This is a genomic window from Komagataeibacter ossonobensis, assembly GCF_057359305.1.
In genome coordinates, this window is record NZ_JBXAYQ010000007.1 from 86,044 (window position 1) to 99,889 (window position 13,846).

Sequence of the window (13,846 nt, forward strand, 5' to 3'; positions counted from 1 at the left end):
TCAGAAGTTTTTGCCCGGCGGCTGCTTACGGGGTCAGTCATTGCAGTACTCTGTATGCTTGGGGGGTGTGTCAGCATGCCGCATCCCTTCCGCCATGGGGCAGAGACAGCCCAGGCGCCAACGGCCCGGCTGGCCGTGCCGGTTTCCACGGAGTCGGGCACGGATCAGGCCGGGGCGCAGGGCTGGCAGCGCGCCATGGTCAATGCCCTGCTGGCGCAGTCGGTGCCCGCAATGGGCCAGCCGGTCCGTCCGGGTGACTGGTGGCTGAAAATGACGGCGGATGCCCGTAATGGCGCGATTGTCCCGACCTATGCCGTCATCACCCCCAAGGGTGAGGAACGCGGCCACATGGATGGCGCGCCCGTGCCCGTGCAGCAGTGGCAGGCGGTGGATGGGCAGGCTGTCACCCGTGCGGCACAGAACGCCGCCCCCGCCGTGGCCGAACTGCTGACCGGCATACAGGCCGCCCAGATGCAGAAGGACCCCAACAGTCTCAAGAACCGTCCCGCCCATGTCTATTTTGCGGGCGTGCAGGGCGCGCCGGGTGACGGGGACCGTGCGCTGGCGCGGGCCTTTATCGCGGCGTTCCCCGATGCGCATGAGGATATCCGCCATACCGCCACCGGGGCGGATTACACGGTGCGCTGCACGGTCGTGCTCAATGACGCGGTCACCACGACATCCACCACGAAGCAGCAGCATATCGTACTGACATGGCAGGTGCTGGATGCGCAGGGCAAGGAAGCAGGTGCCGCCACCCAGATCCATGACATCGCCGCCCATTCACTGGATACGAAGTGGGGGGATGTCGCCGTGGCGGCGGCGGATGAGGCGGCGGGTGCCGCACGCCAGATCATTACGCGCTATTCCGGTCGGGCCAACGTTCCGCTGGCGGCGGATGGCGTGCTGCCTGCACAGTCATCAGTTCCCGCCACACCGCCCGCGACAGCCAGCACGGCAGCGGATGCGGTGGCGGATACCGCCGCGCCTGTGCCGGTCATCGGTGGCAAGGGCGTTCGCACAGACACGCCAGCGCCGAAAGTGATCGCCACGCCCGCTACACCTGTCCCCGTTATGGCGGATGCCGCGCCTGCAGCCACGACGCCCGTGGTCGCGCCTGTTGCATCGCCCGCGCCGGTTTCAGGTGTATCCGCGCATGCCGCCGCGCCGTCCCCGCCGCCTGTCGCACCAGCCGTATCCGTGGTACCCGTCGCGCCGGTTGTGCATGCGGCTGTTCCGGCCGCCGCACCCGCTGCGTCGCCCGCGCCGGTAGCCCATGCATCGGCCCCGGTATCCGTAGCCCAGCCCGTGGCGGCATCCCGCCCCGCGGCCCCGGTTGCGCCGAAAGCCACCGAATGGCCGCCCATGCCCAAGGCGATGCCGGCGGAGGCGCCCGCACCGACCGAAATCACCGGCAAACCCGTGCCTGTCACGCCCCCCACACCGGCCCGGCCCTTTCCTGGCGTAACATTGCCCCCCCGTCGCCCGGTGTGACGGATCGGCCACGAAGGGCAGGCGTGCAGGTTTCGCCATCCTTAGACAGGTGACAGGGGGTATGTCGGTTGTTAGAACCCCGCACATAAACAACGGGGGTGGCACCACAAAGCTGCCCTGATCGCCTGCACCGCCGCCCGGGAGCGTCACACGATGAAGATTGTCGCCTGTAACAGCAACCTGCCCCTTGCCGAAAAAGTAGCAGCGGAGCTGGGACTGCCGCTTTGTAATGCGACCGTGCGGCGTTTCGCCGACATGGAAATCTTTGTCGAGATCCATGAAAACGTGCGCGGCGAGGATGTGTTCGTCATCCAGAGCACCTGCTCCCCCACGAATGACAACCTCATGGAACTGCTGATCATGCTTGACGCCCTGCGTCGCGGGTCGGCACGGCGCATTACGGCGGTCATGCCGTATTTCGGCTACGCCCGGCAGGATCGCAAATCCGGTCCCCGCACGCCGATCAGCGCCAAGCTGGTGGCCAATATCCTGGTCGAGGCCGGGGCCAACCGTGTCCTGACCATGGACCTGCACGCCATGCAGATCCAGGGCTTCTTCGATATCCCGGTGGACAACCTGTACGCGGCCCCGCTGTTTACCCGTGACATCCGTGGCCGCATGAAGCTTGATGGTGAGCCGCCGCTGCCCTATGACGCCCCGCCGATGGACATTCCCGGTGGCCCCCATAACCTTATGATCGTGTCCCCCGACGTGGGCGGCGTGGTGCGTGCCCGCCAGCTGGCGCAGCGCCTGAACGTGGACCTGGCCATCATCGACAAGCGGCGTGAGCGCGCGGGCGTGTCCGAAGTCATGAACGTGATCGGTGACGTGCGGGGCCGTTACTGCATTCTGGTGGATGATATTGTCGATAGCGGCGGTTCGCTGTGCAACGCGGCGGAAGCGCTGATGAAGCATGGCGCGGCAGCGGTCGAGGCATATGTGACCCACGGCGTCCTGACTGGCAGCGCGGTCAGCCGCATTGGCCAGTCACCGCTGGGCATGCTGACGCTGACCGACAGCATCAAGGCGACCGAGGCAGTGAAGGAATCGGCCAATATCCGCCAGATCAGCACGGCGGCCCTGATCTCGCGCGCCATGCAGGCCATATCGGACGAAAGCTCGGTCTCGTCGCTGTTCGACTGAAGGACGGGATTGACCGCCCAGCCGTCCCGGCGTTACCCCCACAGGGGTGTAACAAGCAAGGAACGACCCCATGACTGACCTGATTGCCCGGCCATACTGGTATCTGCGCCATGGGGAAACGGACTGGAATGCACAGGGGCGTTCGCAGGGGCGGACCGATATCCCGCTGAACCAGACCGGCATAAGGCAGGCCGAGGCGGCAGGCCTGCTGCTGGCGAAGCACTGGCATGACCATGCGCCGATCGTGCGGATCGTGTCGTCACCGCTGGTCCGCGCGCGCCGGACGGCGGAAATCGTGGCCGACCAGCTGGCGGCCAACGGCGCCCCCCGGCTGGAGATCGCGCTGGATGACGGGCTGAAGGAAGTCTGCTTCGGTGACGAGGAAGGCAAGCCCATGGGAACATGGTACGACAGCTGGATTGCGGGCGATTACACGCCGCCCAATGGCGAAAGCTTTGCCGACCTGCGTGAACGTGCCGTATCGGCCGTGAACCGGGCGCTGGAAAAGGATGGCGTGCCGCTGATCGTCTGCCATGGCGCGATGTTCCGTGCCCTGCGCGCGGCCATGCACCTCAAGCCCAATGTACGCCTGCCCAATGCGACGCCGATGTGGGCCGAGCCGGGACCGACGCCGGTGTGGAACCTGACCGCGCTTTCCTGAAAAACCGGGCGCGTTCCCCCTTGGGTGATTGCATCAGGCGCGGTTTTCCGTTAAACGCCGCGCACGCGCTGGCACCCCTGGAGGCCCGCGCGCTTGTGTTTCAGGAGCAAACAAGTGACCAAATTCACCAAGATCGAAGTCTCTTCGCGCGCGAAGGCTGGTAAGGGGGCAGCGCGTGCAACGAGGCGTGCCGGCCACGTGCCCGGCGTTATCTATGGCGGCGGCCAGGAACCCACCCTGATCGCGCTTGACCCCCGTATCGTGCACCGTGAACTGCACAAGTCCGGCTGGCGTTCGCGCATCTATGACATCTCCGTTGAAGGGGGCGCATCCGTGCACGCCCTGCTGCGTGAGATCCAGCTGCACCCGGTGACCGATGCGCCGCTGCATGTTGACTACCAGCGCCTGGCCGCCGGCCACAAGGTGCACGTGGAAGTGGAAGTCCGCTTCACGGGTGAAGAAGTCTCCCCCGGTGTCAAGCGCGGTGGCGTGATGAACATCGTCCGCCACACGGTGGACGTGGTGGTTGATCCGGCCAACATTCCGGAATTCTTCACCGCCGACCTGTCCAAGCTCGACTTCCACGACAACGTGCGCTGGGAAGACCTGAAGGGCACGGAACATGTGACCCCGGTGCTGCAGGACAACAACTTCGTGATCGCCAACGTCGCACCGCCGAGTGTTGACGAAGATGCCGAAGCTGCCGAAGCCGCCGAAGGCGAAGCCGAGGGCTGATCCCTCCCACCGCCGTGCTGACCTGACAGGAGAATGAACGATGCTGCTCTGGACCGGTCTTGGTAACCCCGAGACGGGGATGAGCCGGAATCGTCACAATGTCGGGTTCATGGCGGTGGACCGGATTGCCGACCGCCACGGGTTCGCCCCGTGGCGGAAGCGCTTTCGCGGTGAAGTTGCGGAAGGGATGATCGGGCGGCACAAGGTGCTGCTGCTCAAGCCCATGACGTATATGAACCTCTCGGGTGAGAGCGTTCAGCAGGCAGCCGCTTTCTACAAGCTGCCAGCCGATGCCATTACGGCATTCCATGATGAACTGGACCTTGAACCCGGACGCATCCGCGTAAAGCGTGGCGGCGGGGCGGCAGGGCATAACGGCCTGCGGTCGATGGACCGTATGCTGGGTACGAAAGAATACTGGCGCGTGCGGCTGGGCATCGGGCATCCCGGCAGCCGTGAACGCGTGACAGGCCATGTGCTGGGTGACTTCTCCCGCACGGACCGCGAGTGGCTGGACCCGATGCTTGATACGCTGGCTGATGAGGCCGTGCTGCTGGCGGACGGGAAGCCGGAACTGTTCATGACAAGAATGGCCGCGCAGGCCGGGGAGTAAGGGCGTATGGGCTTTAACTGTGGCATCGTGGGCCTGCCGAATGTGGGTAAATCCACGCTGTTCAACGCCCTGACGGAAACGGCGTCGGCGCAGGCCGCGAACTATCCGTTCTGCACCATCGAGCCGAATGTGGGCCGTGTCGCCGTGCCGGATGAGCGGCTGGCCAATCTGGCGCGTATCGGCAAGTCGCAGAAGATCCTGCCCACCAGCCTTGAATTCGTCGATATCGCGGGCCTGGTCCGCGGTGCATCGCGCGGGGAAGGGCTGGGCAACCAGTTCCTGGCCAATATCCGTGAGGTGGATGCGATCATCCACGTCCTGCGCTGTTTTGAAGATGACGACATCACGCATGTCGAGGGTGGTGTCGACCCCATCCGTGATGCGGAAATCATCGAGACCGAACTGATGCTGGCCGACCTCGAATCGCTGGAAAAGCGGATCGTGGCGTTGCAGAAGAAGGCACGTGGCAATGACCGCGAAGCTGCGGCCCAGGTCGAACTGATGGAACCGCTGATCGAGGCGCTGCGTGAAGGAAAGCCCGCACGCAAGGCCATCCCGGCAGGACAGGAGGAAGCGGTGCGCCGCCTCCAGCTCATGACGTCGAAGCCCGTGCTGTATGTGTGCAACGTGGACGAAGGCTCGGCTGCGACGGGTAATGAATTTTCCGAACGCGTCCGTGCCCGCGCGGAGGAGGAAGGGGCCGCCATGGTCGTGGTTTCCGCCGCGATCGAGGCCGAGGTCAGCCAGCTTGGCGCGGAAGACCGGGCGGAGTTCCTCGAAGGGCTTGGCCTGAAGGATAGCGGGCTGGACCGCGTGATCGCCGCCGGCTACCGCCTGCTGGGCCTGAGTACCTACTTTACCGTGGGGCCGAAGGAAACGCGGGCCTGGACCATTACCGAAGGCACCAAGGCCCCGCAGGCCGCTGCTGTCATCCACAACGATTTTGAACGTGGCTTCATTGCCTGCGAAACCATCGCGTATGATGATTACATTGCCTGCAATGGTGAAGCGGGCGCGCGTGAAGCGGGCAAGCTGCGGATCGAAGGGCGGGATTACGTGGTGCAGGATGGTGATGTCCTGCTGTTCCGCTTTAACGTCTGATACGGGCATATTGCCCGTTCAGGAATGAACTGAAGGAGTGACGGATCATGGACCAGGCTGTTGCAACCCCCATGCGGGCTGACGCACCGCAGCCGGATGTGATCCGCACCATGGCCATTACCGCCCGCGCCGCAGGCCGCGTGCTGGCGCGCAGCACGACCGAAACCCGGAACCGGGCCCTGATGGCGGCGGCTGATGCCCTGCGTGCCAGTCAGACTGAACTGCTGGCGGCCAATGCGCGTGACGTGGCGGCCTTTACCGGGGCGGCTGCATTCCGTGACCGGCTGACCCTCAACCCCGAACGGGTCGAGGCGATGGCGAAGGGGCTGGAGCAGGTCGCCAGCCTGCCCGACCCGGTTGGCCATGTCATGGCGGAATGGGACCGGCCCAACGGCCTGCGCATCCGTCGCGTTGCGACCCCGGTGGGCGTGATCGGCATGATTTACGAAAGCCGTCCCAATGTGGGGGCCGACGCCGCCGCCCTGTGCATCAAGTCCGGCAATGCCGTGATCCTGCGCGGCGGATCGGACAGCCTGAACAGCGCGCGCGTCATTCATGCTGCCATGCAGGCGGGGCTTGCGGCTGCTGGCCTGCCGGTGGCATGCGTGCAGATCCCGCCCGATGCCGACCGCGCGCATGTCGCGTCCATGCTGGGGGCTGCTGGCCTGATTGACCTGATCATTCCCCGTGGCGGCAAGTCACTGGTCGAGCGTGTCTGTGCCGAGGCCCGCGTGCCCGTTCTGGCCCATGCCGAAGGGCTGTGCCACACCTATGTCCATGCCGCCGCCGATCTGGAAATGGCGCGGCGGATCGTGCTGAACGCCAAGCTGCGCCGTCCGGGCATCTGTGGCGCGACTGAAACGCTGCTGGTGGATCAGGCGATTGCGCCCAAGATCCTGCCCGGCCTGATCGAGGACCTGGCCACCCGTGGCTGCACGTTCCGCGCAGATGCCCGTGCGCGTGAGATCGTGCCTGACCTGCCCGCCGCGACAGAGGATGATTTCGCCACCGAATGGCTGGATGCGGTCCTGTCCGTCGGGGTGGTGGATGGCGTGGAAGATGCGCTGGCCCATATCGCGCGTTACGGCAGCGCCCATACCGAAGCGATCGTGACCGAGGACGAGGTGGCCGCGACCACCTTCCTGAACGGGACGGATAGTGCCGTGGTCATGTGGAATGCCTCCACCCAGTTCTGCGATGGGGGGGAATTCGGGTTCGGTGCCGAAATCGGCATTGCCACCGGGCGTTTCCATGCCCGTGGCCCCGTCGGGCTGGAGCAGCTGACAACCTATCGGTACGAGGTGATCGGCACCGGACAGGTCCGGCCCTGATCCTTGTTGACGGGCGTGGGTGATGTCCTGCCGGCCTGTGGCGACGGGCGGCATATGCGTGTCGGCCTGCTGGGCGGTTCGTTCAATCCGGTGCATGACGGTCACATCCAGCTTGCCTGCCGGGCGCTGCGGCAGCTGAAGCTGGATCAGGTGTGGTTCCTTGTCTCGCCGGGCAATCCGCTCAAGCCGGTGGCGGGCATGGCGCCCATGTCGCAGCGGCTGGCAATGGTGCGTGCGCGTATCCAGGGCCTGCGGGGGCGCGGATTGCTGGCTACCGATATCGAAAGCCGGATCGGCACACGGTACACCGTTGATACACTGCACCGCCTGAAACAGCTTTTCCCGCATGTGCATTTTGTCTGGTTGATGGGGGCGGACGGACTGGCGCATATGGGGCGGTGGCGGCGGTGGCAGGACATCGTGCGTATGGTTCCACTCGCGATTCTACCACGACCTGGCTATAATCCTGCCGCATTGCACGGTCAGATTGCCCGCAGGCTTGCGCGCTGGCGGCGGCCGGCACGACAGGCAGGCATACTGGCCACATGCAGGCCACCGGCATGGGTCTTTCTTCCCGCGCCGCAGAACGCTATATCAGCAACACAAATACGTGCATCGCAGGCCAATTCAGGCCACGGACGGGAGTAACAGTCATAACCAGGAAGCCTTCAGCCGAGAATGGCGCCAAGCGCCGGACCGGCAGCACCCTTTCCGCGGGACAGCCACGCGTCAACGCGGCGTCATTGGGCAGTGCCGTGCAGGTGCCGGGCACGCCGCGCAAGAAGGCCGCCGTGGCTGGCCCGGTGTCCACTGACATGCGTGAGGCCGACCCGCGCGTGGAACAGTTTCTGGAAATCATCACCACCAGCCTGGAAGATGACAAGGCCGAGGATATCGTGGTCATTGATCTGACGGGCCGCGCATCCTTTGCCGACCGGATGGTGATCGCGACGGGTCTGGCGGACCGGCAGATCGCGGCCATGGCGGCCCATATCGATCGCAAGCTGGGTGAGGTCGGGCACAAGCGCGTGCGGACCGAAGGGGCCTCGGGTTCCGACTGGGTGCTGCTGGATGCGGGGGATATTGTCGTGCATCTGTTCAAGCCGGAGGCACGTGCGCTGTACGGTCTGGAACGGATGTGGGGTGCGGATCTGGATGTCCCGCCGGAGGCGCCAGCGACACCGGTGGACTGACCGGTGTTCCATCTGATTGCGGTGGGCCGCATGAAGGACCGGGTGGAACGCGACCTGTTTGATCGTTATGCCAACCGGCTTTCGCCGCGCATCAAGCTGGTTGAACTGGCTGAAGGGCGCGGCGCACCCAATGAAATCAAGCGTAGGGAAGGGCAGGCGATCCTGGCCGCATTGCCTGACCGCGCCATTGTGGTAGCCATGGATGAAGGTGGCCGGACATATGACAGTCTGGCTTTTTCACGCGCGGTGGAACAATGGGTCGAAACGCCACGCCCGCTGTGTTTTGTCATTGGTGGGGCGGAAGGGCTGGATGCGACAGTCATACAGCGTGCCGACCATACGCTTTCACTGGGCAAGATGACATGGCCACACATGCTGGTGCGCGGCATGCTGGCGGAACAGCTTTATCGTGCCCGCGCCATCTCATCAGGTCATCCGTATCACCGGGCCGGACGGCCCTGATTACAGGGCCACAACGACTTTTATTTGATTACCGGACGGAACGATTCGGCGCGTCATCCGTATAGGCCAGGGATGAAGAGACGTGACCGGCAATTCCCTCGGGCGCTTCAGCTACTTCCGTGCTGTTGTGGCGTGCCACTGCATGACCGGTTGTCCGCGCCATGGTAGCCGGGTTGCGCATGGCCTTCTGGTAGGTACTCAGCATCATGTTGGATGTTGTATCCGGACGGGCATAGATGAAGCCGTAGGTCGGATAAATGCTGCCAAATGCACCGTTGCCACTGTTCAGCGCCACGCGCACGGCGGACCAGTCATTGTTGGGCGATACGTCAATCACCGGAACGTCACGGCTGATCCCGCGCTGGCCCCAGTGGGACTGGTCAATGACAATGGTACGGCTGTTGACCACCTGGCGCACCACGGCCACATGGCCCAGCGGCATGCGGCGGGTGCCGCGGAAGTTCAGGACACTGCCTTCTTCCGGCGCACTGCCGCGGGCATAGCGCCCGGCGGCGTTATACCACCAGTCAACCGCATTGCCGCGGATTTCAACATCCGATGCCGATTTGGCGAAGGCTACGCACTGGATCACATGCCCGCGTTCATGCGTGGTATGCACGGTGCGATGATAGCTGGCGTGGTGCAGGGAATGATGCGTGGCGGCAGGGTGCGCCGCGACAGGATGAACATGCCGGACCGGCCTTGCATGTCCCTGTTCCGAAAACATGAATCCGAACGTGGCACCAAGAACGGACAGCAAAACGCCACGCTTCATGTTTCTGATCCACATTTTCCGCAATCTCTCCACCGCATTGGGGTGATTCTTTGATAACCCGCTCACATCGTGTTCATCGAGTAGCAAGCCCATTGCAAGTCTGACAAGCCTGCGCTGTGAAGGATGAACAGCAACACTGCATATTTCACCCAAAAACTTCATTTCAAACAAAAAATAGGAATATATTCTTTAATCGGACCATTTATTGCCTGTTTTTCAGGCGCTTATGTGTGAGAAATCAAAGGGGAGAACATAAGTGGAATGATTCTTGGGAGGCGGGAAAGTTGCAAAAATGTGACATGTTTATCAGCTGACTTTCCCGCACCCCATCCGTCTTACTTGGTGGCGATCACCATGATCTCGACCAGTACGTCGGGGTGGGCCATCTTGGCTTCGACGCAGGCACGCGCGGGCGCGCCATCCTTGGGCAGCCACGGGCCCCATACCGCGTTCAGCGCGTCACGGTCATTGATGTCCTTCAGCCAGATCTGGGCCTGAAGCAGGCGGGTGTTGTCGGTGCCGTGCAGTTCCAGCGCCTCGTCAATCTGGGCCAGAATGTCCTTGGTCTGCGCGGTGATGTCGGCGGACAGGTCACGGGCGACGAATCCCTGTGTGAACAGGAAGCCATGGTATTCCACCACCTTGGACAGGATGGCGTTGGGTTCGGTGCGGATAATCTTGCTCATGTCTTGATCCTGGTTGGTTGTCACGCCCTGCGGTGGACCGCAGGGCGTGCCTTCTCTCTTTGCGCCGGTGCAGGCTCAGGTCAACCGTCTGCAAAACAGCGCGCGAAATCGGCCAGCCGGGCCGGCGTATCGAAGTCCGCCGTAATTTCCGCTCCGGCCGCAACGCGCGTCATGTCGGTTTCATGCTGGCGCAGGAGCGCGCGCGCACCCTGATCCCCCGTCAGGGTCAGCAGGGCAGGGAATAAGGTACGGCTCCACAGGACCGGGTTGCCGCGCCTGCCTTCATGCACCGGCACCACGCCGGACCGGTCGGTATGGGCCAGAAAAGTCGCGATCATGCGGTCGATCAGGTCCGTGCCGATCAGCGGCATGTCCCCCAGGCAGACCAGCGCACCTGCGACACCCGGATAGGCGCTGGCGGCGCGGATGCCTGCCGCCAGTGTGCGGGACAGGCCGCATGCATGGTTGGGGGCTGTAATGAATCGGGGAGAATTTTCCGCCTGCCTGTCCATGGACGCGGCGGCCCGGATTTCAGCTGCTCGGTGTCCCAGCACGACAATTACCGGATTGGCCCGGCTTGCGGTAATGGCGCGCAGGGTGCGGGCGATCATGGGCAGCCCCGTGGCATCGGGCATCAGTAGCTTGTGCAGGGGGGTTGTACGGCTGGAACTGCCCGCCGCCAGCACGATGGCCGCGATGCGCGGCCCGGCCTGCATCATGCCCAGCCCGATATCCGCCCCAGCGGTCTGTTATGACGCACGGCCACGATTTCAGCCAGAATGGACAGGGCGATTTCAGCCGCCCCCACAGCCCCGATGGCCAGGCCGACGGGACCATGGATGCGGGCGATCTGCTCGGCGGAAAAACCGGCCTCGCGCAACCGTTCAACACGCGATGCCTGTGTTTTGCGCGATCCCAGCGCGCCAATATAGAAGGCGTCGCCATTCAGCGCGTACTGCAGGGTGGGATCATCCAGCTTGGCATCATGCGTCAATGTCACGATGGCGGTCTGGTTATCCACCCCCAGACGCGCCAGCGTTTCATCCGGCCAGTCTGTTTCCAGCGTGATGCCGGGGAAACGTTCGGCAGTCGCCAGTTGCGTGCGGGGGTCGATGACCGTCACGCTGAAACCGGTGGTCTGCGCCATGGGGGCCAGTACCTGCGCGATATGCACGGCACCCGCGATCAGCAGACGGGGCGGCATGGGAATAAGGTGCAGGAACCACAGGGCCTGCCCCTCTTCATCTTCCAGCCGCAGGCTGCGGCCGGTTTCGAATACGTCCCGCGCGCGGGCGGCAAGCCGTGCATCCGGATCGGACGACGCACCGGATGCGGCATCCGTCTGGTACAGCAGGCGCGATGCCCCCGTCGCCAGTTCGGTCGCCACGATGACCGGAATGCGGGCACGGCGTTTTTTCGCCACGGTTTCCAGCATGGTCAGATCCAGCGTGCCCTGCGGATGCGTGGGCGTGCGCACGGCAGCGACATACACATCCAGCAGGCCGCCACAGGCCAGGCCGACCGCCCATGCATCATCGCTGGATACACCATAGGACAGGGCGGCGGGATGGCCGGTGGTCATGACGCTCCCGGCTTCCTCGATCACCGCGCCCTCCACGCAGCCGCCACTGACCGATCCCTCGATGCGGCCATTGGCGCAGACCGCCATCATGCTGCCAGCTGGCCGGGGGGAGCTGCCCCAGGTCGATGTAACGGTCGCCAGCGCGCAGGGCAGACCCGCCCGCGCCCATTCGATCAGGAGATCCAGGGGATCCCGCGTGGATGAAACCTGTGTCATAGCAGGACTACTCTATCAGCACGCATACACGCGCACCACCCGGTGGACATGTACGAACAGGCATCCCATATATTGCAATAACATAACGCCACCCCGACGTGGGGCGCGCATGAATGGAGTAATATAAATGAGTTATGTCGATCCTGCCTGGTATGTTGTTGCCGATAACATTCATGCCCGTATCCTGAAGCATGGCGAACATGGCCTTGCGACGTTCGAGCATCTCAAAAGTGACGATGCAAAAGGCATGGATGCCCCGCGTAACGGTGCCTATGGCAAGGTGATCGCGGAATTCCTGAACACGGTCGTGCGCCAGAAGAAGGTACCGGCCATCGCGATTGCAGCCCCCGGTGATGTCATGCACCAGATTCGCGCGCATCTGGACGTGCATACCCGCCCGCTGGTGGTCAAGGAACTGGAGCGTGACCTGACCAACACCCCCGACCACGACCTGGCCAAGCATTTCGACATTCCGGCCACCGGCTGGCCCCTGTCCAACGCGGGCTGATCGGCTACTGGTCGCCTGTTGCGCCCCGCGGTAACGTGGGGCGCTTTTTTTATATGTAGGGTCCCGCGCATGCCGACACCTCTTTCCCTTGAAATCGTGCCCGTCACCGCCTTTGGCCAGAACTGTTCCATATTATGGAATCCCGACACCCGTCATGCCGTCGTGGTCGATCCGGGTGGCGATGTGCCGCGTATCATGGCGTTCATCACGCAGGAGGGGCTGTCGGTTGACGCCATCTGGCTGACCCATGGCCATCTGGACCATGCCGGTGGGGCGGATGCGCTGCGGCAGGAACTGTCCACACGGCAGGGGACCCCGGTGCAGGTTATCGGACCGGACCGGGCGGATGATGCGCTGCTGTCCTCCATTACCCAGCAGGCTGCCCTGTTTGGGCTGAGCGGGCTGGAAAACGTAACCCCGGACAGGTTTGTAAAGCATGGTGAGACGCTGAATGCGCTCGGGCATCGTTTCGAGGTCCGTCATGTGCCCGGCCATACCCCCGGCCATGTCATCTTTCATGATCCCGAATCCCGCTTTGCCTTCGTGGGCGATACCCTGTTCCGTGGCGGGGTGGGGCGCACTGACTTCCCCTATGGTGATCATGACCAGCTGATTGATGCCATACGGCGGGAATTGCTTCCGCTGGGCGATGATGTCACGATCCTGCCCGGTCATGGTCCCGCGACGACAATCGGCGCGGAGCGGAAGGGCAATCCCTTCCTGAACTGACAGATAGATAAAGTAAGGGTGCAGGAGAGAATTTGCTTATGATGTCCTTCAAGGCAGGCCGGTGGCTGGCGCTGGCCGCATGCATGGCGGCTGTATCCGTTCCGGCCATGGCGGCGGAAGAAACGGGTGAGCCGACCCGCGCCCAGCCCGCACTGCCAACGGTGCCGCTGACCATTACATCTGCCGATGGCGTCAAGCATGCCTTTACCGTGGAAAAGGCCATGACCCCGCGGGAGCAGCAGGTGGGCGAAATGTTCCGCCCGTCAGTGCCCGCCGATGGCGGCATGATCTTTGTCTGGTCCTACCCCCGCCAGAGCGACATGTGGATGCAGCATACGCAGGCGCCACTCGATATCGTCTTTATCGGTGCGGATAATCGCGTGTCTTCCATCGTGGAAAATGCCGTGCCGCTTAGCCTGGCGCGGATCAGCAGTCATGGTCCGGTTCGCGCTACGTTGGAATTGCAGGCCGGGATTACCGAAAAATTGGGAATCGTCGTGGGTGATCGCGTTGATTCGGCTGTGCTGAATGCTGGCCCATCAGCCAAGTGATTCTATAATATCCCGGTTTTCCGGGATTTTTTTATTTTCCGGATGAAAGTTTCCATTTTTTTGTGA

Annotated in this window: 17 protein-coding genes; 13 read left to right on the plus strand and 4 right to left on the minus strand. The window is 63.4% G+C overall.

The window, feature by feature from the left end; all coding sequences use genetic code 11:
• Nucleotides 1-75 precede the first annotated feature (75 nt).
• The 10 genes from AC1RQ9_RS07220 to AC1RQ9_RS07265 all read left to right on the plus strand — a co-directional run bounded on the left by AC1RQ9_RS07220 (nucleotide 76) and on the right by AC1RQ9_RS07265 (nucleotide 8,733).
• A complete protein-coding gene (locus AC1RQ9_RS07220; protein WP_485986184.1) occupies nucleotides 76-1,494 on the plus strand; it encodes a hypothetical protein in 1,419 nt (472 codons plus the stop codon).
• A 153-nt stretch (nucleotides 1,495-1,647) separates the two neighbouring features.
• Entirely contained in the window at nucleotides 1,648-2,637 is a 990-nt protein-coding gene (locus AC1RQ9_RS07225; protein ID WP_025439562.1) for a ribose-phosphate pyrophosphokinase, read from the plus strand.
• A 70-nt stretch (nucleotides 2,638-2,707) separates the two neighbouring features.
• Nucleotides 2,708-3,298 carry a histidine phosphatase family protein gene (locus AC1RQ9_RS07230; protein WP_193733431.1) on the plus strand — a complete coding sequence of 197 codons (591 nt, stop codon included), beginning with the start codon at nucleotides 2,708-2,710 and terminating at the stop codon, nucleotides 3,296-3,298.
• Nucleotides 3,299-3,412: 114 nt separating this feature from the next.
• Complete coding sequence (locus tag AC1RQ9_RS07235) at nucleotides 3,413-4,033, plus strand: 50S ribosomal protein L25/general stress protein Ctc (protein WP_485986185.1); 621 nt, start codon at nucleotides 3,413-3,415, stop codon at nucleotides 4,031-4,033.
• A gap of 40 nt (nucleotides 4,034-4,073) precedes the next feature.
• Nucleotides 4,074-4,646, plus strand: a complete 573-nt coding sequence (gene pth / locus AC1RQ9_RS07240) for an aminoacyl-tRNA hydrolase (protein WP_193733433.1) — start codon at nucleotides 4,074-4,076, stop codon at nucleotides 4,644-4,646.
• 6 nt (nucleotides 4,647-4,652) lie between these two features.
• Nucleotides 4,653-5,747 carry a redox-regulated ATPase YchF gene (ychF, locus tag AC1RQ9_RS07245; RefSeq protein ID WP_193733434.1) on the plus strand — a complete coding sequence of 365 codons (1,095 nt, stop codon included), beginning with the start codon at nucleotides 4,653-4,655 and terminating at the stop codon, nucleotides 5,745-5,747.
• Between the two features lie 47 nt (nucleotides 5,748-5,794).
• Nucleotides 5,795-7,078, plus strand: coding sequence for a glutamate-5-semialdehyde dehydrogenase (locus tag AC1RQ9_RS07250; RefSeq protein WP_193733435.1), 1,284 nt, complete (start codon nucleotides 5,795-5,797; stop codon nucleotides 7,076-7,078).
• Nucleotides 7,079-7,084: 6 nt separating this feature from the next.
• Complete coding sequence (locus AC1RQ9_RS07255) at nucleotides 7,085-7,726, plus strand: nicotinate-nucleotide adenylyltransferase (protein ID WP_485986186.1); 642 nt, start codon at nucleotides 7,085-7,087, stop codon at nucleotides 7,724-7,726.
• Between the two features lie 95 nt (nucleotides 7,727-7,821).
• A complete protein-coding gene (rsfS, locus tag AC1RQ9_RS07260) occupies nucleotides 7,822-8,271 on the plus strand; it encodes a ribosome silencing factor (RefSeq protein WP_485986187.1) in 450 nt (149 codons plus the stop codon).
• Between the two features lie 3 nt (nucleotides 8,272-8,274).
• Nucleotides 8,275-8,733 (plus strand): 23S rRNA (pseudouridine(1915)-N(3))-methyltransferase RlmH, encoded by a 459-nt coding sequence (locus tag AC1RQ9_RS07265; protein ID WP_193733438.1) that lies wholly within the window; start codon nucleotides 8,275-8,277, stop codon nucleotides 8,731-8,733.
• A 28-nt stretch (nucleotides 8,734-8,761) separates the two neighbouring features.
• Here the strand turns inward: AC1RQ9_RS07265 and AC1RQ9_RS07270 are convergent, their stop codons facing one another.
• The 4 genes from AC1RQ9_RS07270 to AC1RQ9_RS07285 all read right to left on the minus strand — a co-directional run bounded on the left by AC1RQ9_RS07270 (nucleotide 8,762) and on the right by AC1RQ9_RS07285 (nucleotide 11,992).
• On the minus strand, nucleotides 8,762-9,508 hold the full coding sequence (locus tag AC1RQ9_RS07270) for a CHAP domain-containing protein (protein ID WP_485986188.1): 747 nt from the start codon (nucleotides 9,506-9,508) through the stop codon (nucleotides 8,762-8,764).
• A gap of 335 nt (nucleotides 9,509-9,843) precedes the next feature.
• Complete coding sequence (locus AC1RQ9_RS07275; RefSeq protein ID WP_025439552.1) at nucleotides 9,844-10,194, minus strand: RidA family protein; 351 nt, start codon at nucleotides 10,192-10,194, stop codon at nucleotides 9,844-9,846.
• Between the two features lie 80 nt (nucleotides 10,195-10,274).
• Entirely contained in the window at nucleotides 10,275-10,913 is a 639-nt protein-coding gene (locus AC1RQ9_RS07280) for a nucleotidyltransferase family protein (protein WP_485986189.1), read from the minus strand.
• On the minus strand, nucleotides 10,910-11,992 hold the full coding sequence (locus tag AC1RQ9_RS07285; RefSeq protein ID WP_485986190.1) for an XdhC family protein: 1,083 nt from the start codon (nucleotides 11,990-11,992) through the stop codon (nucleotides 10,910-10,912). The genes AC1RQ9_RS07280 and AC1RQ9_RS07285 overlap by 4 nt, the downstream gene beginning before the upstream one ends.
• A 127-nt stretch (nucleotides 11,993-12,119) precedes the next feature.
• On the opposite strand from AC1RQ9_RS07285, the gene AC1RQ9_RS07290 reads away from it, so the two are divergent.
• The 3 genes from AC1RQ9_RS07290 to AC1RQ9_RS07300 all read left to right on the plus strand — a co-directional run bounded on the left by AC1RQ9_RS07290 (nucleotide 12,120) and on the right by AC1RQ9_RS07300 (nucleotide 13,780).
• Nucleotides 12,120-12,500, plus strand: coding sequence for a baeRF12 domain-containing protein (locus tag AC1RQ9_RS07290; RefSeq protein ID WP_193733442.1), 381 nt, complete (start codon nucleotides 12,120-12,122; stop codon nucleotides 12,498-12,500).
• 69 nt (nucleotides 12,501-12,569) lie between these two features.
• Nucleotides 12,570-13,229: an MBL fold metallo-hydrolase gene (locus AC1RQ9_RS07295; RefSeq protein WP_485986191.1), complete on the plus strand. Its 660-nt coding sequence runs from the start codon at nucleotides 12,570-12,572 to the stop codon at nucleotides 13,227-13,229.
• A gap of 38 nt (nucleotides 13,230-13,267) precedes the next feature.
• Complete coding sequence (locus AC1RQ9_RS07300; protein WP_485986192.1) at nucleotides 13,268-13,780, plus strand: DUF192 domain-containing protein; 513 nt, start codon at nucleotides 13,268-13,270, stop codon at nucleotides 13,778-13,780.
• Nucleotides 13,781-13,846 lie beyond the last annotated feature (66 nt).